General features: G+C 64.2%; 15 protein-coding genes. 13 read left to right on the top strand and 2 right to left on the bottom strand.

Annotated elements, in window-relative coordinates:
- Nucleotides 1-237: 237 nt before the first annotated feature.
- From murA to ACLLJI_RS13130, 4 genes are read left to right on the top strand one after another with little or no spacing between them, the layout of a single operon-like run.
- Complete coding sequence (murA, locus tag ACLLJI_RS13145) at nt 238-1,575, top strand: UDP-N-acetylglucosamine 1-carboxyvinyltransferase (RefSeq protein WP_283560399.1); 1,338 nt, start codon at nt 238-240, stop codon at nt 1,573-1,575.
- A gap of 12 nt (nt 1,576-1,587) precedes the next feature.
- The gene (locus ACLLJI_RS13140) at nt 1,588-2,565 is read left to right on the top strand and encodes a lysophospholipid acyltransferase family protein (protein WP_434612914.1); all 978 of its coding nucleotides are present in this window, start codon (nt 1,588-1,590) and stop codon (nt 2,563-2,565) included.
- Complete coding sequence (locus ACLLJI_RS13135) at nt 2,562-3,608, top strand: NAD(P)H-dependent glycerol-3-phosphate dehydrogenase (RefSeq protein ID WP_434612912.1); 1,047 nt, start codon at nt 2,562-2,564, stop codon at nt 3,606-3,608. The genes ACLLJI_RS13140 and ACLLJI_RS13135 overlap by 4 nt, the downstream gene beginning before the upstream one ends.
- A gap of 17 nt (nt 3,609-3,625) precedes the next feature.
- Complete coding sequence (locus tag ACLLJI_RS13130) at nt 3,626-4,774, top strand: D-alanine--D-alanine ligase family protein (RefSeq protein WP_434621514.1); 1,149 nt, start codon at nt 3,626-3,628, stop codon at nt 4,772-4,774.
- A 326-nt stretch (nt 4,775-5,100) separates the two neighbouring features.
- On the opposite strand, the gene ACLLJI_RS13125 is transcribed toward ACLLJI_RS13130, so the two are convergent.
- Both ACLLJI_RS13125 and ACLLJI_RS13120 read right to left on the bottom strand, forming a co-directional pair.
- Nucleotides 5,101-6,891 carry a hypothetical protein gene (locus ACLLJI_RS13125; protein WP_434612910.1) on the bottom strand — a complete coding sequence of 597 codons (1,791 nt, stop codon included), beginning with the start codon at nt 6,889-6,891 and terminating at the stop codon, nt 5,101-5,103.
- 135 nt (nt 6,892-7,026) lie between these two features.
- Nucleotides 7,027-7,542, bottom strand: a complete 516-nt coding sequence (locus tag ACLLJI_RS13120; RefSeq protein ID WP_434612908.1) for a DUF3515 domain-containing protein — start codon at nt 7,540-7,542, stop codon at nt 7,027-7,029.
- Between the two features lie 702 nt (nt 7,543-8,244).
- Here ACLLJI_RS13120 and ACLLJI_RS13115 point away from each other — a divergent pair.
- The 9 genes from ACLLJI_RS13115 to ACLLJI_RS13075 all read left to right on the top strand — a co-directional run bounded on the left by ACLLJI_RS13115 (nt 8,245) and on the right by ACLLJI_RS13075 (nt 20,177).
- Nucleotides 8,245-8,652, top strand: a complete 408-nt coding sequence (locus tag ACLLJI_RS13115) for a hypothetical protein (RefSeq protein WP_434612906.1) — start codon at nt 8,245-8,247, stop codon at nt 8,650-8,652.
- A 36-nt stretch (nt 8,653-8,688) separates the two neighbouring features.
- Nucleotides 8,689-9,912 carry a glycosyltransferase family 4 protein gene (locus tag ACLLJI_RS13110; RefSeq protein WP_434612904.1) on the top strand — a complete coding sequence of 408 codons (1,224 nt, stop codon included), beginning with the start codon at nt 8,689-8,691 and terminating at the stop codon, nt 9,910-9,912.
- Complete coding sequence (locus ACLLJI_RS13105; protein WP_434612902.1) at nt 9,909-11,747, top strand: glycosyltransferase family 4 protein; 1,839 nt, start codon at nt 9,909-9,911, stop codon at nt 11,745-11,747. Before ACLLJI_RS13110 ends, ACLLJI_RS13105 begins: the two co-directional genes overlap by 4 nt.
- The gene (locus tag ACLLJI_RS13100; RefSeq protein WP_434612900.1) at nt 11,747-12,634 is read left to right on the top strand and encodes an ABC transporter permease; all 888 of its coding nucleotides are present in this window, start codon (nt 11,747-11,749) and stop codon (nt 12,632-12,634) included. The genes ACLLJI_RS13105 and ACLLJI_RS13100 overlap by 1 nt, the downstream gene beginning before the upstream one ends.
- Nucleotides 12,621-13,508, top strand: coding sequence for an ABC transporter ATP-binding protein (locus ACLLJI_RS13095; RefSeq protein ID WP_434612898.1), 888 nt, complete (start codon nt 12,621-12,623; stop codon nt 13,506-13,508). The genes ACLLJI_RS13100 and ACLLJI_RS13095 overlap by 14 nt, the downstream gene beginning before the upstream one ends.
- A complete protein-coding gene (locus ACLLJI_RS13090; protein WP_434612896.1) occupies nt 13,508-15,415 on the top strand; it encodes a glycosyltransferase family protein in 1,908 nt (635 codons plus the stop codon). Before ACLLJI_RS13095 ends, ACLLJI_RS13090 begins: the two co-directional genes overlap by 1 nt.
- A gap of 13 nt (nt 15,416-15,428) precedes the next feature.
- Complete coding sequence (gene wecC, locus ACLLJI_RS13085; protein ID WP_434612894.1) at nt 15,429-16,676, top strand: UDP-N-acetyl-D-mannosamine dehydrogenase; 1,248 nt, start codon at nt 15,429-15,431, stop codon at nt 16,674-16,676.
- 287 nt (nt 16,677-16,963) lie between these two features.
- Nucleotides 16,964-18,622 carry a glycosyltransferase gene (locus ACLLJI_RS13080; RefSeq protein WP_434612892.1) on the top strand — a complete coding sequence of 553 codons (1,659 nt, stop codon included), beginning with the start codon at nt 16,964-16,966 and terminating at the stop codon, nt 18,620-18,622.
- A 133-nt stretch (nt 18,623-18,755) separates the two neighbouring features.
- Nucleotides 18,756-20,177, top strand: a complete 1,422-nt coding sequence (locus ACLLJI_RS13075) for a glycosyltransferase (RefSeq protein ID WP_434612890.1) — start codon at nt 18,756-18,758, stop codon at nt 20,175-20,177.
- Nucleotides 20,178-20,299 lie beyond the last annotated feature (122 nt).

Raw genomic sequence — 20,299 nt, 5'->3', positions numbered from 1 at the left:
GTGGGGTGGACAAGTGCCGTGGAAATTTCACGGGCGTTCGTCCATATTCACGGCAGGACAGGATATTCACGGCGGGACAGGAACGACGGCGGCAGGACCGGGACGACAGCGGCGCTCGGTGAAAGCTACCCGGCGCGGCGGCTCGGGAGTATTTCAGTCCTGTAACGGGAGAAACTATGCTTGGCTAAGGTTCTCGCGGTATCCGGGGCCGGCATAGTGCGAGGAAAACAGGTTTAGATGAGCAGTGTTCTGACGGTCCATGGCGGTGTGCCCTTGACAGGGCGGGTAACGGTTCGGGGAGCCAAAAATCTGGTCCCGAAGGCCATGGTCGCAGCGCTGCTCGGTAATGAACCGTCGGTTTTGCGCAACGTCCCGGAGATCAAGGACGTGGACGTGGTCACGTCTCTGCTGCAGATCCACGGTGTCACCGTGATCAAGGACCCGGTCACCGGGGATCTGACGCTGGATCCGCAAAACGCCAAGACCGCCCCCAGCACGGCCATCGACACCCACGCCGGGGACTCGCGCATCCCGATCCTGTTCTGCGGCCCGCTGATCCACGCGATCGGCGAAGCGTTCATCCCGGATTTGGGCGGCTGCAAGATCGGCGACCGCCCCATTGACTACCACCTGAACGTGCTCCGCCAGTTTGGCGCCGTCGTCGAAAAGCGCCCGGGCGGCATCCACATTTCCGCGCCCAAGGGCCTGCACGGCACCAAAATCTCGCTGCCCTACCCCAGCGTCGGCGCCACCGAACAGGTGCTGCTGACGGCAACCCGCGCGGACGGCATTACCGAGCTCTCCGGCGCCGCCACCGAACCGGAGATCGTGGATCTGATCGCCGTCCTGCAGAAAATGGGCGCCATCATCAGCGTCCAGACGGACCGCACCATCCGCATTGAGGGCGTCACGGAGCTGCGCGGCTATTCCCACCGTGCCCTGCCGGACCGCAATGAAGCAGCATCCTGGGCGTCGGCGGCGCTGGTCACACGCGGGGATATTTACGTTGCCGGCGCGTCACAGCGGGACATGATGACGTTCCTGAACACCTACCGCAAGGTGGGCGGCGGGATGGACATTGACGACGACGGCATCCGGTTTTACCATCAGGGCGGCAAGTTGCTGCCGCTCGTGTTGGAGACGGACGTGCATCCGGGCTTCATGACGGACTGGCAGCAGCCGTTGGTGGTGGCGCTGACCCAGGCCGAGGGCGTGTCGATCGTGCATGAAACCGTCTATGAGAACCGGTTCGGGTTTACCGACGCGTTGGTGCGGATGGGCGCTAACATCCAGGTCCACCGCGAGTGCCTGGGCAGCGTCCCGTGCCGCTTCGGGCAGCGGAATTTTCTGCACTCGGCGGTCATTTCCGGTGCCACGCAGCTCAAGGGCGCGGACATAGACGTCCCGGATCTGCGCGGCGGATTCAGCCACCTGATCGCGGCCCTCGCTGCTGCCGGCACCTCCCGCGTCACCGGCATCGACGTGATCAACCGCGGCTATGAGCGCTTCACCTCTAAGCTTGAGGGTCTGGGCGCCGATTTCGACCTCAGTGACAGCCGCAAGATCAGGATCTAGGAGCATCAACTGTTGAGCTTACCGAAACGCGCCCGGTTTTGGATCGGGGTCGCGGCCTGGACCCTGCGCCCCGTGGCGAACGTTCTGATGCGCAAGGAGTGGCTGGGCCTGGAAAAGCTGCCCAAGGACCAGGGCTTCATCCTGTGTCCCACGCACTGCACGGAGATCGACCCGGTCGTTGTCGGTCACATGTTGTACAACCAGAACATCATGCCGCACTTCATGGCCAAGGACGGGCTCTTCCGCACGCCCTTTGTGGGCACAGTGCTGCGTGGCGCGCGGCAGATTCCGGTGCAGCGCGCGGGCGCCACGGCCGGCCGGTCGCTGGAGCTTGCCAAGGAAGTGCTGGACGAGGGCGGCGCCATCATCGTCTACCCGGAGGGCACGCTGACCCGGGATCCTGACCTGTGGCCGATGCGCGGCCATACCGGCGCCGCGCGGCTGGCCCTGATGACCGGGGCCCCGGTGGTTCCCGTGGCGCATTGGGGCGCCCAGGAGGCCTTCCCGCGCTACGCCAAGCGCGTGCACATTTTTCCCCGGAAAACCGTCCGAGTGTTGATCGGCGACCCGGTGGATCTGAGCCGGTTCAAGGGCTCTGCCCTGGATAAGGCGACGCTGGAGGCAGCCACGACGGTCATTCTCGATGACATGACGGCCCTGCTGGCCCAGCTGCGCGGCGAGGAACCGCCGGCGGTGCGCTGGGATCCGAAGGCGCACGCGCAGAAGTCGCACGGCCGTTACGTGGCCCGTGGCGCGGCCGGGGTGGCCGGAATCGCCGGCAGCGGGACGGGCGACGGCGACTCCGCCGACACCGCCGAGGCGGCCTTGGGTGCAGCGCCTGACGAGGCGGTCGACGACGGAGCTGCCTTTGGTGCAGTGCTGGTCGACGACGCAGCCGAGGCCGCCGAGGCCGACGCCGCCGCGACCGAGGGCGACGCGGCCGACGGCGACACGACTAACCCCGATAAGCCCGCCGGAGACGCCTCATGAGCCGTCGCCGCAGACCGTCTCCGGTGAAGATCGCCGTCCTCGGCGCCGGCAGCTGGGGAACAACCTTCGCGAAGGTGCTCGGCGATGCCGCCGCAGGCACCGACCGGACCATCATGGTCTGGGGCCGTCGCGCCGAAGTGGTCGAGGAAATCAACACCAGGCACCGCAATCCGCAGTACCTCGCCAGCATCCCCTTGCCGGAAAACATCACCGCCTCCACAGAGGCCGCCGAGGTCCTGCGCGGGGCGGAACTGGTGATCCTGGCCGTTCCTGCCCAGTCGCTGCGTGCCCAGCTGCACACTTGGGCGCCGCACGTCGAGCCGGGCGCCGTCGTCGTCTCCCTCATGAAAGGGCTGGAACTGGGCACCGACGTCCGGATGAGCCAGGTTGTTGCCCAGGAGCTGGGCCTGCCGGTGGAGCGGATCGCGGTCATTTCCGGGCCGAACCTGGCGATGGAGATTGCCCGGCGGGAGCCCACGGCATCGGTGGTGGCCTGCGCGGACGAAGCGACGGCGGCGTGGATTGCCACCACCTGCACGCCGCCGTATTTCCGGCCGTACACCAATACCGACGTGGTGGGCGTGGAGATCGGCGGGATCGTCAAAAACATCATCGCGCTGGCCGTGGGCATCTGCGACGGCAAGCAGATGGGCGACAATACCAAGGCGTCCGTGATCACCCGGGGACTGGCCGAAACGACGCGGCTGGCCCTGGCGCTGGGCGGCGAGCCGGAAACCATGGCCGGGCTGGCCGGGCTCGGCGACCTTGTGGCCACGTGTTCGTCGCCGCTGAGCCGGAACCGCACGGCCGGCCGGCTGCTGGGCGAGGGGCTGACCCTGGAACAGGTCGGCGGCCGGATGACGCAGACGGCGGAGGGCATCAAATCCGCCCAGGCCGTGCACGAGCTGGCCCTGCAGCTGGGCATCGAAATGCCGATCACGGAGGCCGTCGTCGCCGTCCTGGCCGGGGAACTGTCCATTGCCGAACTGGGTCCGCGCCTGATGGGCCGCGATCTGAAATCCGAAGGCGAATATCAAGCGTGAGCGTCAATAGCACTTCCATGACCGACGACGGCGGCGGCAGCGGCGCCGCCCACCCATCCCGTCGGCCGCGCGTCGTCGTCCTCTTCGGCGGACGCTCCAGCGAGCACGCCGTCAGCTGCGTCACCGCCGCCGGCGTGCTGGGCGCGATCGACCGGGACAAATACGACGTCGTCCCGATTGGCATCACTAAAACCGGCCAGTGGGTGCTCGCCTCAGGCGACCCCTCGCAGTGGTCACTGAGCTCTGCGCAGCTGCCCGAAGTGCCGCCGTCGGACAAGACGGTCTCGCTCACCGGGACCGGCGGATCGCCGCAGCTGATCGTGACCGCACCGAACCATGTGCCGGTGGAACTGGGCGAGGTGGACGTGGTGTTCCCGGTGCTGCACGGGCCCTTCGGCGAGGACGGCACCATCCAGGGGCTGCTGGAACTTTCCGACACCCGGTACGTGGGCGCCGGTGTGCTGGCCTCTGCCGTCGGCATGGATAAGCACTTCATGAAGGTTGTATTTGCCGCGGCCGGGCTGGATGTTGGCCCCTATGTGGCCGTCACGGACCGGCAGTGGACCAACGACCCGCAGACCGTGCGGGACAGCGTCGCGGCGCTGGGCTTCCCCGTCTTCGTGAAGCCGGCGCGGGCCGGGTCCTCGATGGGGATCTCCAAGGTGGAGACCCTTGCCGAGCTGCCCGCGGCGATCGAGGAGGCGCGCCTGCATGACCTGAAGCTGGTGATCGAGGCCGGGATCGTGGGCCGCGAGATCGAGTGTGCCGTGCTGGAGGGCAGGGGGAGCGGTGCCGCGCGAACGTCCATGCCCGGGGAAATCGTGGTCACGGACTCCCAGCATGCCTTTTACGACTTCGCGGCCAAATACGTCCAGGACAACGCCGCGGCCCTGACCTGCCCCGCGGACCTGTCCGACGAGGTCATCACCCGCATCCGTGACCTCGCCGCCGTGGCGTTTGACGCTGTCGGCGCCGAGGGGTTGTCCCGGGTGGACTTCTTCGTCACGGACGAGGGCGAGATCATCATCAACGAGATCAACACCATGCCCGGGTTCACGCCCAAATCCATGTACCCGCAGATGTGGGCCGCATCCGGGTTGTCCTATCCGGAGCTGATCGACGAGCTCCTGCAGCTGGGGCTGAACCGCAAAACCGGCCTGCGCTAGCGTCTCAAGCCTAATCGGTGGTCGGCCAAGGCCGCCCGCGGCCGTGTGGAGGCCCATCACCCCGTCCCGGTCGGATCCGGTTATGCGGGCTGCTGCTGCGCGCCGGCTCCCCGCCGGACCGGCGACCGCAGGAGCGTTACGACCGGGCTTCCGCCCCCGTGTTCGAGACGGAGCCGGACCCTGTTCTCGTTGGAGCTGAGACTTCGACGCAGGCTGTGCCGCTGGCGCCTCATCTGAGTCGCACTTATGGCACTCAAAACGCGTTTTGAGTGCCATATCTGCTACTCAGTTGGGGGAGGGCGGCTCGGGAGGGAGGGGAGGGCGGCTCAGAAGGTGAAGGTGAAGACGGTGGCGGTTCCGGATGTTACCGGGAGAGTCACGGATTTGTCGCCCGCGGTAAAACCCGGGATCCGGCCCTGCGTTTCCTTGGGCACGCCCGCGGATTCCAGCCCGTCAATCCGAGTCTGGGCTTCCGCGTCGAAACTCGGACCCGTCATCTGGCTCATGGTGGCGGTCGCGGCCTGTGCGGGCAGCTGTATGCTCACCGGTGCCTGCGCGTCTTTAGTGGGATCGTTCTGATTGACGACGACGACACTCATGCTGCCGTCGTCGTGCTTGACGGAGTAGCCGTAGACGTTCTCATTGCCGGATGTATCGACCTTCTGGAACGCGCCCGCGCCGATGCTGTTGGCGAGCATCATGCCGTAGTAGGCCGGCTGCATGGTGATGATTCCATTGGGCTTCTTGTACGGGCCGCTGTCGCAGATGGGGGAGAGCGGCGGACCACCCTTGCAGGCGTCGAGTCCGCTGTGCATGTCCACCTGGGAGACGCCGATCTGAGCGGCCCCAAGGGCGTAGTTGAACGTCCATAGGGCGGAGACATGTTTCTTGGTGGTCTCGTTCCCGCCGTCGCAGGAAGAAACGCCGGTCTCCGTCAGCCACGCCGGAACATTGGCTTTCTTAGCCAGGTCCACCACCACAGCCTGGAAATCGAGGCTCTGCTGGGCACGCTGGCGGGACATTGCCGTGGCGATAGTCGGCGAGTCCGATTGGCCGGTAGTCTTGCAGGCTGACATTGGGTAGTTGTGATAGCTCAAGGCTGCCAAGTTGGGCACCTTGGCCGCCACGAACTGCTTCCACCACTCTTCCGAATAAACGTCCGGACCAATGATTTTCAGGTCCGGCACGGCTGCGGTCACGGCCGATACGTAGGCCATAAGTTCCCTCTGATATTTGGGGAAGCCGTAGTCGCTGCCCCGAATGGTCATGTACTCCCGGCCCTCGCCGTAGTAGCCATTCGGCTCATTGCCCATGGTCATACCCTGCAGCCGGTCACCGAGAATCTTCTTGGCGTTCAGTGCCAGGTCGGCCGCCCTGGCGGGATCGAAGTGCCCAAGGTCCGCCGTCAACACGACGGTCGCGTTGGACGCATCGGCCACCTTCTTGATCCGCTGCAGGTCGGCCGGCGTGACCTTCAGGATCGGCCGGGTATCCCCCGAGAATGCGGGGACAAGCTTCCAGTTCGGAATCGGTTCATCGGTGGAGGTCCAGAAGAAGCGCCGGTCCACGGACTGGCCACCGAAGCGGATCACGGGCTTGTTCATATGTGCCAGCACGGCGGTGAGGTCGGAATTGGCCGGGTCGAACCGGGGATCGGTCATCACATCGGTTTCGAAGGACAGACCCATCAGGCCGTCCGGCATCGCGGTTCCCAGGGCCTGGTCCGTCACCGAGACCGTCGTGGCCGCGATCGGGTTTACGGCGCCTGCTGCCGCGCCGGCCTGCACATATTCGGGGCGGTCGAAGGGCGCGAACGTCTTGGCCGCGGTGGCCGGGGCCGACGCGGAGGCAGACGTGGTGGCGGCGGACGACGACGCCGGGGCGGACGTCCCAGCGGCCTGAGGCGAATTGCCGCCAAGGGTCAGCGAGGCAACAACGACGACGGCGACAACGGCTGCGGCGGCGCCGCCGCCAATGATCAGCCCCTTTTTGCGGGTCACCCGGCCTCTGCTGTGCCCGACACCGCTCCGGGACTGGCCCGCGCCGCCGTCGGGCCCCAGGCTCCGTCCCCCGTTGCTATCGGGATCAGGGCCGGGCGCATCAGAACTGTTCGTCATCTGTCTCCAAAGTTGGTTCCGGCTCCGTCACGGCCCGGTCAGGATCACACGCACCCAAGGTCGGGACCCGTTGGCACCATGACGCGGGGAGCGGTTCACCTGTGATTCTAGCCGAGGCGGCGGGCACCGCCGAATCTACTTGGTCGGCACCGCGGTCTCGTCCGCCGCCCCCAGGCAGGCCTTCGTCGAGGGAATTCTCAACACCGCACTGGAGAGCTGTGCCAGCACCGTGCTGGAGGCGATCTTGTCCGGATCCAGCACGATCTCCGTGGCAGGGGTGCGGCCGTACGTGGTCAGCGTCCAGGTCGAGGCGTCCTGCCGGATGACCCAGTCCACGCCGTTGACCCCCACACAGCGGTCCGTGGTCGGCCCCGGAACCGTAACCCCACAGCGCAGAATCACCAGCGAGGGATCACCCCAGGCGGCCGTTGCCTGCGTCGTCGTCGGGCGCAGGGGTGCGTCGGCCAGCAAGTCCGGCAGCGCCACCATCATCGGCGCGCAGGCCGGGTCCGTTGAGTCCGGGGCCGCGGAAACCTCCACCGCAGGGGTGCAGCCGGAAAGGACGACGGCGGCTCCGGCCAGGGCGGCCAGCGTCAGCAGGCGGGGGAGAGGGCGAAGTGGACGAGGGGCCGAACGGGCGGACGAAAGCATGCTTCAAGGCTACCGTCCGGCGCTTGCACGTCCGGCCCGGCTGCACGCCGCCGGCAGTGGGGTGCTGGAGCTGGCAGTGCGGACATAGAGAGCGGACTGAAGCCCGGCGGCCTGGGTCTGTCCCAGCGAATTTCGGCCCCGAAGGGTGGGATGCGCTACACATGCTGTAGCATGTGAAAGTTGTAATAGAAGGCCTGAAGATCCCAGCGTATAGCGGCTCTGGGCAAGCGGAACGGACGTTCACAGTCCGCCAGCACGATCGAAGCGTCTATATCACTCATCAGAGGGGGATCGTTGGGGAGTATCTCAGGTAGCGGGACACGTGGTTTAAAGGCAGCTCTTGGTGCCCTTCTCGTTGTCGTGCTGCTGATGTTCGTCAGCTCCCCGGCAATGGCCACCGATGGCGGCGGCGGTGACTCGTCGACTGCGGCACCCGGCACCTTCCTGACTTCGGATACGACTCCGTCGCTGCCTGGGGATACGACCACCCCGTCGCCTGGGGATACGACCACCCCGTCGCCTGGGGATACGACCACCCCGTCGCCTGGGGATACGACCACCCCGTCGCCTGGGGATACGACCACCCCCTCACCAGGAGAAACGCCGCCAAGTGACACGGCGCCGCCAGGTGAAACGGCGCCACCAGGGGACACGCCGGCCCCACCGTCTTTACCGGATACGCCGCTGCCGGTGGAAACACCGGTGGATCAGGCGCCGGCCGCTCCTCCTGTCGTGCAGCCGCAGCCGGCGGTGATTCCCAGTGACAACCTGCCAGTTCCGGCTGACCAGTACACCGTACCCGGGGACGTCACCGCTGATCCGCCAACAGCAACAGCGGAAGCAACAGCGTCCGATTCGGCAACCGCCAGCGCCACCGCCAGCCCCACGGCCACTCCCAAGCCGAAGGCGTCGGCTAAACCGAAAGCCGCGGTGGGTGCGGGCGGCAAGTCCGGCGGCACTCCCAAAATCGACGCAAGCCTGGCATCCAACGCGGGCAGCCCGCTGCTGCTGCAGCTGCTGGCCGTTGCCGTCCTGCTTGGACTCGGTTTCCTGTACTTCAGGTTGCTGCGCGGCAACGGCCGCCGTGGCCCGCCTGTACCTGGAAAGTAGGGCGCTGTGGCCAACGACAAGCAGTCAAGCAGAGAGTTGCCGGAAAAAGAACCGCTGAAGGTTCTGCTGCTGGCTCATTCGTATTGGCCCGAGCACAGCCCTCCGCAGCGCCGCTGGAGCGCTTTCATCCGTGATTTCCGGCATGCCGGCTGGCAGGTGGACGTCGTCGCCCCGGTGGCCCATTTTCCCGTCGGCCGCCGCGAGCTGCCCCGTCAGGAAGCCGGCGTTCCCTTCCGCACCCAGCGCGGGCGCTTTGGCGAACGCATCATGCGCGTCCCTTTCATACCGCACGGCAATTCCCAGCTGGGCCGCCTGGTCGACCAGTGTTTCTCCGCCGTCATGTCCATCCCCGGCAGTCTGCTGCGCCGCCGGCCCGATGTGATTGTAGCCACGGCCCCCAGCCTTCCCATTCTGGCCGCCGGCTTCATTGTCTCCCGCATCCGCAGGGTCCCGCTGGTCGTGGAAATGCGTGATGCCTGGCCGGACCTGGCCCGCGACGCCCGCCTGGTCCAGGGCAGCGTCAAATCCGTGGTGGAGCACGTGGTGGAGTTCATCCAGAACCGCGCGGAACTGGTGGTCACCGTCACCGAAGGGTTCGCCGACACCCTTCGGGCACGCGGTGTGCGGAACGTATCCACCGTCAGCAATGGCCTGGACGTCGACACGATTCCGGTGCTGCCGGCGCCGGACATGGACAAGGAAGTCTTCACCGCCCTGTACCTGGGCAATCACGGTGCGAGCCAGCGTCTGGACGTCATCATCCGGGCCAGTGCGCTGGTGGGCAGCTCCATGCGGCTGACCCTGGTCGGGCACGGTACACAGCGCAAAGACCTCGTCAGGCTGGCGCGCGAACTCGATGCACCGGTGACGTTCCTTCCCTCCCTGCACGGGCCGGAAGTGCTGGAACAATACGCCAAGGCGGATACCTGCATCGTTTCCCTTCGGGATGACTGGAAGTCCTTCAAAACCACCGTGCCGTCCAAGACCTATGAGGTGTTGGCCATCGGCCGGCATGTCACCGCGGTGGTCCTCGGCGAGGCCGAGCGCATTGTCCGCGATGCCGGCGCGGGGGATGTGGTCAAGGCCCATCCCGAAGCCATCGCCGCGCTGTGGCGCGGACTCGCTGCGGACCGCGGCAGGCTGATCCGCAGCGAGGACAGCCGCCAGTGGGTCAAGGAAAATGCCGATTACAGTCAGCTGTCCGCGCGCTACATGAATGTCATTTCCGAGTTGGCCGGCAGACCTCCGGGCGTGCTTTGACACAGCTGCTCCGTAACGCCGGTCTGGCGGCCCGCACCGCGTCGGAACACCTGACGGATGATCCCCTGTTGCTGTGCCTGCAGATCCTGCGCCGGCTGCCCGCCCGGCTGGTTCGCCCTCCCGCCCTGTTCGTGAGCCGCGTCGCACCGAAAAATTCCAGCGTCACGGCTGTGCTGTTGGCCTGCATTGCCGCCGGCGACAAGGCCGGGCTCGAGCGCCGCCTGGCCGCCGCCGTCGAACATGGTCTGGCAGGACAGCAGGCACGACGCGCCGCCGACGTTGCCCTCGCAGCGGATCTGCCGCAGTGGGCAGACAAGTTGCTGGACACAGTGGTTCCCGGCACTGCACGGCTGGCGGCCACGGTGGCACGACGGCGTTGGTACGGTGGCGCGATGAGCGAGGCTGTCGCCGTGCTGGACGGCCAAACGGGCCCGCTGGCACGGCAGCATGCACGGCTCGCCGCCGAGTTGTCCGTCTTCACCGGTGCCGCGACGGTGAAGCCCCCCGCGCCGACGCTTCCTGTGCCGGAGCCCCCCGCGCCGACGCGTTCAGGCCGGCAACTCCCGGCGCGGACGCAGACTCAGACGCCGACGGCGGCTCCTGCAGCGCGGGAGAGCCGCCGCGTCCTGCACCTGCTCACCAACTCGCTCCCGCACACGGCCAGCGGCTACGCCCAGCGCACCCACTCCATCCTCAGCGCCCAGCAGGCAGCCGGTTGGGATGTCCGCGCCGTGACGCGCCTGGGCTACCCCGTCCAGGTCGGCAAAATCCTGGCCCGGGAAACCGACGTGGTGGACGGCGTGCCGTATCAGCGGCTGCTCCCGGCCCGGCTGGCTTCCGGCATGGACGCCAGGTTGGCACAGCAGAGCGCGGAGCTGCTGAGGATCGGCCGCGCCTTCCGCCCCAACGTGCTGCACACCACCACGCACTTCGTGAACGGACTAGTGGCCCGCGAGGTGGCGGCAGCTTTGGACATTCCGTGGGTCTATGAGGTGCGCGGTCAGCTCGCGGACAGCTGGGCCGCCCGGCGTGGTCCGGAGGCCCGGGAGAGCGAACGCTACCGGCTCTTCCAGGAACGCGAGGTGGACGTGATGCGCAGCGCGGATCTGGTGGTGACGCTGGGGGAGACCATGAAACGGGGCATCATGGCCGCCGGCGTTCCGGAGCAGCGGATCATGATCTGCCCCAACGCAGTGGGTGGGGATTTCCTCAAAGAGCCCGGCAGCCCGCAGGCCGCCCGACGCGCCCTGGGGCTCCCGGAAACGGGCCAGTACATCGGCACGGTCAGCAGCCTGGTTGCCTATGAGGGGCTCGACGATCTCGTGGCGGCCTTCGCGTTATTGGCCCCGCACCTCCCCGATCTGCGCCTGCTCATGGTGGGCGACGGTGTGGAATCCGCTGCTCTCCAGAAGCAGGTGCGCAGCCTGGGTCTCACGGGACGGGTAATCTTTACCGGTAGAGTAGCTAGGGAGCAGACCCCGCTGTACCACCAAGCTCTGGACATCTTCGTGGTTCCGCGCAAAAACCTGGAAGTAACCCGTACGGTGACGCCGCTGAAGCCCGTTGAAGCGCTGGCCAGCGGCCGTCCCGTGGTGGCCAGCGATCTGCCGGCGCTGCGGGAAATAGTGCACGACGGCGTCAATGGCCGGTTGTGCCCGGCCGAGGATCCCGGGGCGCTGGCAGAGGCGCTGGGGACGCTGCTGGCCCAGGACGCCGTACGCTTGGAACTCGGGGTGCGCGGCCGTGACAAGGTGCTGCGGACCCGCACATGGTCGGCAAACGCCGCCTTGTATGACGACGCATATCAGGATTTCAGCTTAGGGAGGGCCAGCTAGTGTCCCCGAAAAAAACAACGCTGCCGGAACCAGCGGCAGTGCAGCCCCTCGCGGTCAACACGCGCAAACTGAGCCGGGTGGGGGCGCGGCCGGGATTTCTGGATTATTTGGTGCAGCTCTGGGATTACCGCCACTTCGTCTTCTACGATGCCCGGGCGCGCGTTCTCAATGGCACCCGGCGGGACCGTCTTGGCAGCGCGTGGCTGATCCTCAACCCGATCCTCAACGGCCTCACGTACTACGTGATCTTCGGTCTGCTCTTGCATACCAACCGCGGCATTGAGAACTTCCTCGGCTACCTGGTGGTGGGGATCTTTATGTTCCAGCTCAGCGCCGGTGCCATCACCAGCGGCGCCCGCTCCGTGCACAACAGCAAGAGCGTGGTCCAGGCGTTCAATTTTCCCCGGGCGACCCTCGTGATCGGTGCCAACCTCAGGGAACTGCTCATGGGCGTCCCGATGATCCTCGCAATGCTCCTGATCATCATCGTGTTGCCGCCCGCCGAGAGCATTACGTGGCGGTGGATCCTTATTCTTCCGGCGATCACACTGCAATTTGTGTTCAACCTCGGAGTGGGACTGATCCTGGCCCGGATTGTGTCCAGGGTCCACGATGTCACGCACCTGATCCCTTTCGGGATGCGTGCCTGGATGTACGGGTCGGCCATTTTCTATTCCTATGATCGGTTCATAACGCACCCGCAGATCCTGGCGCTGGTGAAAATCAACCCGCTTTTCAATGTCATTGACATCGTGCGCAACTGTCTCCTGTATGACACTCTGCCCGCCTGGCGGTCGTGGGGCATTCTTTCCGCCTGGGCGTTCGGAGCACTCGCGATTGGAATCGTCTTCTTCTGGCGGGGGGAGGAGACGTATGGCCGCAGTTGAGGCATTGGTGCGTGTCGAAGGCCACCCTTGCGTGGTGGTCGACCGCGTGGAGATGCAGTTCAAGGTCCCCTCTACCGAGGCGTTGGCTGCAGATGTTCAAAAACGAGGTCTGGCGCGGCGCTTGAGACGCAGGCCGCACACGGTGACCGTCAGGGCTCTCAACGAGCTGTCGCTCGTGGTTGAACGAGGGGAATCCGTCGGCATCATTGGCCGAAACGGTTCCGGGAAAAGCACGCTCATGAAGCTCATCAGCGGCCAGCTTCGGGCTACCAGCGGGTCGGTGCTGGCCTCCAGCACACCGGTGATGCTTGGTGTCAACGCAGCCTTGGTCCCCGATCTTTCGGGAGACCAGAATGTCGTACTGGGTTGTCTCGCCATGGGGCTGGCAAGGCCCGAAATCGATAGCCGCTTTGACAAAATCGTGGAGCTTTCCGGGCTGGAAAAGGCAATCTACCTTCCGATGAAGTCGTACTCGTCCGGTATGTCGTCGCGGCTGCGCTTTGCCATCGCTGCCAGCTTGGATCCGGAGATCCTCCTGGTCGATGAGGCGCTGAACACAGGTGACGCCCAATTCAGTGACCGCAGCAAGCAGCGCATGGATGAGCTGCGGGCCCAAGCGGGGTGCGTGCTTCTGGTCAGTCACAGTCTGGGGACCATCACGGATATGTGCACGCGGACCCTTTGGCTGGACAAGGGCGACCTGATTATGGACGGCGACCCGGAGGAGGCGGTGAAGGCCTACAAGGACTTCACCAGCCACCTGTCCAAGGGCAACAACATTTCTGCCGCCAAGATCAGGAGCGAAGCCCGCGCCAACCTGGTCGCCACGGAAATAAGGGAGCGCACCTCCGGCCGTCGGAAGGGTGGGCTGTAATGTACCAACTTCAGGACATTCGGGATGGTCTGTGGCATTTCCGCCGCGGCGGCCGCTCACAGTTCAACACCTGGCGTTCCCGGCGCCGCATTCACCTCGACCTTGCATCACCTGCCGGAGTGCGGGGAGCCGAGGCAGCATGGACCGGCCGGGGACGTCGTCGCCGCCTTTCCTTCGCCGCGGCAACGCCTCCGTCGCGCGGGCCCCGGCGGCCGGACATCAGGGCCGGCGTCATTTTGGACGACTTTTCCGCCCTGGCATTCGGCTACGAGTGGGATATTCTCCCGATTCACTCCCTGACCTGGCGTGCAGATCTGGCGAAGCAGGATTTGGATCTGGTCTTCGTGGAGTCTGCTTGGGCGGGCAACGGAGGACTGTGGCGCGGAAAGATCGCCGGTGACGACGGCCCCAGTCAGAGCTTCCGCGAAATGTTGGCCTGGTGCCATGGCCGGGGAATCCCCACGGTGTTCTGGAACAAGGAGGATCCGCCGCACTATGCGGACTTCCTGCCCGCGGCCCGGCTGTTCGACCACGTTTTTACCTCGGACGAAGACCGTGTGGAGCACTACGTGCGGGACCTGGGTCATGAACGCGTCTCCGCCCTGCCTTTTGCGGCCCAGCCCGCGGTGCACAACCCCGTGCGGCCGGGTACGGGCTGGCACCGGCGTGATGTGGCTTTCGCCGGCATGTACTTCGCCCACAAATATCCGCAACGCCGGGAGCAGATGGATCTGGTGCTCGGCGGTGCCCTGGACGCCTCGGCAAAAATGCAGCACGGGCTGGAGATCTTTTCCCGCCAGCTGGGCGGGGACCCGAACTACCAGTTCCCGGCGCCCATGGACTCCCGGGTGGTCGGTTCGCTGACCTATCTGCAGATGCTCTCGGCCTACAAGGCCTACAAAGTCTTCCTCAACGTCAACTCCGTGGTGGACTCGGCCAGCATGTGTGCCCGCAGAATCTTCGAAATCTCCGCCTCTGGGACACCTGTGGTCACGGCGCCCAGCCTGGCCGTGCGAAGGTTCTTCTCCGCTGACGAGGTCCCCGTCGCGTCGACGCGCCGGGAGGCGGAACTGCTGACCAGGGCCTTGGTGGCCAATGCTGAACTCAACGACCGCACCGTCCATCTCGCGCAGCGCAAAATCTGGCAGTCCCATACCTACGCCCACCGCGCGGAGACGGTGCTTTTCGGCGTCCTGCCACAACGCCACGTTGCTCTCGACAGACCATCCGTCTCCGTGCTGCTGCCGACCATCCGCCCCCAGCATCTGGACACGGTCTTCCGAACCCTGGCCGTCCAGAGTTCCGTGGCACCTCAGCTGATCCTGCTGACGCACGGGTTTACGCTGGCGCCGCAGCGGCTGGCCGAGCTGTCCGGCAGGTACGGCTTGGACCACGTGGTCCTCCTGGACGCACCCGCGGATGTTTCCCTCGGAGAGTGCCTGAACCGGTGCGTTGCTGCCGCCGACGGCGAAGTGGTGGCCAAAATGGACGACGACGATCATTACGGCCCCGAGTACCTCAGCGACCAGTTGTTTGCCATGTCCTACTCTGCCGCGGATATCGTGGGAAAGCAGGCCCACTATATGCACCTGGAGACCTCAAATGCGGCAATCATCCGCAATGCCGCCAAGGAGCACCGCTTCACGGATTTCGTGATGGGGCCCACCATCATGGCGCGCAAGGAAACGGTACTGAACCACCCGTTTCCGCATCTCGGGGTAGGTGAAGACACCGGATTTCTGCGCACCGCCGCAGCAGCGGGTAGGAGCATCTATTCCGCAGATCGGTTCAACTACTTCCAGATCCGGACAGGCACAGGACACACCTGGCAGGTAGATGACGCTGAATTGCTGGCATCCGGCGATCTGAAATTCTACGGAAGGCTGGACGAACATGTTGACATCTAGAACAGGAAATGTGGTGACCCCCATCAGTACCGTCGTCGTCGTCGGCCTTGGCTATATTGGACTGCCCACGGCGGCCATCCTCGCCACGAACGGTCTGGAAGTCATCGGCGTGGACGTGAATCCTTCCACCGTCACCGCGGTCAACAATGGGGATGTCCCCTTCGTGGAACCGGACCTCAGCATCCATGTTGCCGGTGCGGTCAGCCAGGGACGCCTGCGGGCACAGGCCGACACGCCGCACGCGGACGCCTATATCGTAGCCGTGCCGACACCGTTCAAAACGGACAAATCCCCCGATATGGCCTACATTGACGCCGCGGCCAGAGGGATAGCCCCGCAGCTGCGCGGGGGCGAGCTGGTCATTCTCGAATCAACCTCACCGCCCGGCAGTACGCGACGGCTGGCCGAGTGCATCCTGGAACTCCGACCGGATTTGAGCATCGACGGCAGCCAGGGAAAGCCGATGGTCCTGGTGGCGCACTGCCCGGAACGGGTGCTCCCGGGCCGCGTCATGATTGAACTGGTCACCAACGACCGCGTGGTGGGGGGTCTGACGCCTGAAGCAGCCGAAGCCGCGGCGGCCCTGTACGCGGTGTTCTGCAAGGGCGAGATCCACCTGACCGATGCGGCAACGGCGGAGATGACCAAGCTGGTGGAAAACGCCTACCGCGATGTGAACATTGCCTTCGCCAACGAGCTTTCCTTGATCAGCGAGAACCTGGGCATCGATGTCTGGGAGCTCATTCGCCTGGCTAACCATCATCCGCGCGTCAATATTCTGCAGCCGGGCCCCGGCGTGGGCGGCCACTGCATAGCTGTGGACCCGTGGTTCATCGTTGCGGCCGACCCGGAAAACGCGACCCTCATCCGGACCGCGCGCGAAATCAACGACAGCAAGCCCGGATACGTCGTGGAACAGGTGCTCCGGGCGGCGAAGGAATTCGACAAACCGGTAATCGCCTGTCTGGGCCTGGCGTTCAAAGCCAACATCGACGACGTCCGGCAGTCGCCGGCCGTGAATATCGTCCGGGAGGTAGCACTGAACCGCCCGGAAGCCGCGATTCTGGTGGCGGCACCCCACGAGGGCCACCTCCCGCAGGAGCTGGCCGTCCTGGGGAATGTGACAGTGGCCCAGACCGCTGCCGCCGTCGGCGCCGCGCAGGTAATTGTGCTGTTGGTAGGCCACGACAAATTCCGGGACATCGAGCCGGACAGCTTGGCGGGGAAGCACGTAATAGACACCCGAGGCTTCTGGCGTTGACTGTGGGGTGCCGTCCCCGGCCTATACCTGGATCCACAAGACTCAAATTGACTTATATACCGTTAGGAAAAAAATTGAACGCTGATCAAGGTCTGCGCGTCCTGCCGCCCGGACGGCACTTTTCCGTTACCTGGAGCCTACCGACTGAGTTTGCGGGGCGCACCAACGCCATGCTGCACCGTTCCCGGTCTTTCGCCTCCGAAGGGGGATCGCCGGTTGACATCCTGACCTTCGATGACTTTCGGGACTACTCACAGATCCGCGCCGTACTGAAGGAACGAGGGTACTTGCGCGAAGACACCTGTGTTTTGAACCTTTGGGAGGATCTGCCCGCCATGGCCGTTGCTGCCGACTCCGCAGGCAGGGCCAGCGATTCCGCCGCGGAGGACGAAGACTTCAATGCCTTTTCTCCCCTGCCACGGGAAACTGCCACGGACTGGGTGGAACTGGACGGACCTCACAAGCGTATTGCCCGTTATGCAGAGGACGGCGTCACGCTGCTCCAAATGGATCACTTCCGTTCCGACGGATCGCTACTTTTGTCTGATCGCCACGATGTGAAGCAGCCCGGTCTCCATGGCGGACGGTCCCTGACGATGTGCGGCCTTGATGGTTTACCCCTCCAGGAATGGGGTTCCGCGTGGGGACTATACCGTTCCTGGTTGGACTACCTGATTTCCGACAGCACAGCATATTTCATCGTGGACAACAAAAATACTGCCCGGTTCATGGCGAGCTACCGCCGTGAGAACGCGGTGGTCATGTACCAGATTCACGAAAATCACCTCAAATCCAGCACTGGCGAATTTTCATCGGAGTTGACGCCGTCGGCCGAGGAAGTTTTCCCCCGATTGGACTCTTTCGACGGCGTCGTTTACCTGACGGAGCAGCAGGCCGTTGACGTCCATAAAAGATACGCCGATACAGGCAAGACTTACATCGTGCCGAATGGCCGGTCCACCGATGTCTACGGAGGGAATGAAGCCGGGCGAAGCCCCCGGCTCGGCATCCAGGCGGCGACCCTCAGCCACAGGAAACGCGTCGATCACGCCATCAAAGCCGTTCATTTGGCCAACAAAAACCTCGCTGACAAGGTCCAACTTCGGATTTACGGTGACGGGTCGCAACGCGCCAATTTGGAGCAACTGCTGGTCGAACTTGATGCAGCGGTCGACGTGAAATTGATGGGGCACGTCCCTAACGCTCAGCAGCATTTCCGAGGTGCGTCCTTCTCGCTCCTGACGAGTACTTCTGAGGCTTTCGGACTGGTTATCGTGGAAAGCATGGCGGCCGGGTGTATCCCCATTGTGTATGACCTCCGCTACGGCCCGGCTTCCATCATCACTGATGGCGTCGACGGATTCCTGGTGGAATACGGCGACATTGATGCTCTGGCAAAGTGCATTTCCGACTTTGTCTCGTTGCCCGAGGAACGGATTCAGCAGATGCGGGCGGCTGCGCAAAAGAGGGCTACTGACTTCTCGGATGCTAATGTCGTAAAGCTTTGGGGAGCGGCCATAACCCATGCTGCAACCCGCAAGCGGATTAATCAGCCCCGATACAAGACGGAAATATCCACATCGGCTTGCGAATACCGCGCCGGCGGAGAGCTGGAGGTGAGAGCCCATGTGCGCGTCGAACTGGTCGAAGCGTCATCTCTGGAAGGCAGCCCCAGGTTTTTCTGCCGGATCCGAATCAGACCGGGGGAGGCTTTTTTTCGGGTAGCAGCCTCAAGCCAACGGAGAGTAGCCCCCGATACCTATTCCCTGGGCTTCGTCTTCGAGCCGAGAATCCTCGAGACCGTAGCCGGACAAACCGTGGATGTATTCTTGGAAACCCGGCTTCAGGGGACCACAAAGGTGACACGTATGCCGTTGGCGGAGGTGCGGGCAGCTCCCCGCTTCTACGCCACAGCCCACGGCAACATGAGCATCAGCTTCGCCTGAAAACATGACGACGCTACCAGACAGGTGTAATGACGCAATGCCCGCAGCAAATAATGAAAGTCAGTCCCTCCCATTGCTCCCGAGCGGATACCACTGCGCCGTTACGTGGGGAATACCCACAGACTTCGGAGGAATGACCAGCGCCCTTCTTCGCCGTTCGCGGGCTTTTGTCCGCGAGAGCGGAGTCGACGTCGATGTCCTGACGTTTGAGTACGACAACGGCTATGAAGACGTCCGCTGTGAGCTGGAGGCATCCGGCGAACTAATTTCAGGTATGCGTCTGCGCAACCTATGGGAAGAGCTCGCCACGTATTCTGACGAAGAGCTGCGTACGGCCCAATCGGGGAAAGAAGTTAAAGGAATTTTCCGCCCGATACCAGGGGCTGAGATCTCCAAAGAGGAAATCACTCCGGATGCACTCGGTCGCAGGATCCGGGAAGACGCAGCGGGCCAGGGCACCCTCCAAATCGATTATCTTCGTCCTGACGGCACAATCTTTGTCTCAGATCAACGGGACCTGAACGAATTTGGAACTGAGGGGGGCCGCCGCATCACACTCTGCGACAACGGGGGTCATCCCGTCGCTGCCTGGAACCAGATGTGGCCGCTCTACCTGTTCTGGCTGGACACCGTGACCGGAGCGCGGGAGACCTACATGATCGTTGACAGCAAGTCCACCGCTAACTTCATCACTCGGTTCCGCAGGGATCATGTGGTGACTCTGCACATGGTTCACAATTCGCATATGGCATCCGGCCAGGTCCCACCCCATGGGGAGCTCAGCTCGGTCCGGCGGTACGTCTTTGAGCGGCTGAATACCTATGACGGGATCGTGTTGCTGACCGCCCGACAAAAAGAAGACGTGGACATCGCTTTCGATGGCCCCGACAATACGTTTGTGGTGCCCAACAGCACGGAGCTGCCCCCGGCTCTTCCAACCTCGGTGGACCGAATGCAACATCATGGGGTCATGCTTGCCAGTCTGACCAGACGGAAGCGGGTCGACCATGCAATCCGGGGGATCGCCGCGGCCAACGCCGTATCGGCAGAGCCTTTTCAATTGACTATCTACGGGCAGGGACCCGAGCGTGATGCACTGACCGGGGTTATCTCCCAAGCCAACATGCAGGACTGCGTTGAGCTTGCCGGCTATGACGACGAGCCGAGGAAGCGGCTGGAGAGCGCTTCTTTCGTACTTCTGACCAGCCGAATGGAGGGACTGCCGTTGGTTCTTTTGGAAGCGATGAGCGTCGGCTGTATCCCCATCGCCTACGATATGCCGTACGGACCGGCCGACATCATTGTCGACGGCGTGAACGGATTTCTGGTCAAGGCCGGGGACGTAGCGGCCCTCGCGGACAGCATCATCCGGCAAAGCAGACTGGACCCCGAACAGCTCGAGAATATGCGCGGACAGGCCCGGCAAACTGCCGAGCAATTCAACGACCGCTCAGTAACAGCACAGTGGGGCAGAGTTATGCAGGCGGCAGTGGACATAAAACTAACGGCTATCGCTGCCGCCAATTCACGGAGGAGCGCGAAAGCTGCCGAGTAAAGCGTTAAGCTGCTTTCTGAAAGAAGTTTCAGCGAAACCTCCTCCGCGACGCAGTGTCGCCATCAGCAATAGAAAGGGCGGCCCCGCGGTCACATGACTGCGAAGCCGCCCTTTCCTCGTGC

It is taken from the genome of Arthrobacter sp. A5 (genome assembly GCF_051131705.1).
In the GTDB taxonomy this organism is placed as follows: domain Bacteria; phylum Actinomycetota; class Actinomycetes; order Actinomycetales; family Micrococcaceae; genus Arthrobacter_M.
This window is presented reverse-complemented; position numbering and strand designations above follow the sequence as displayed.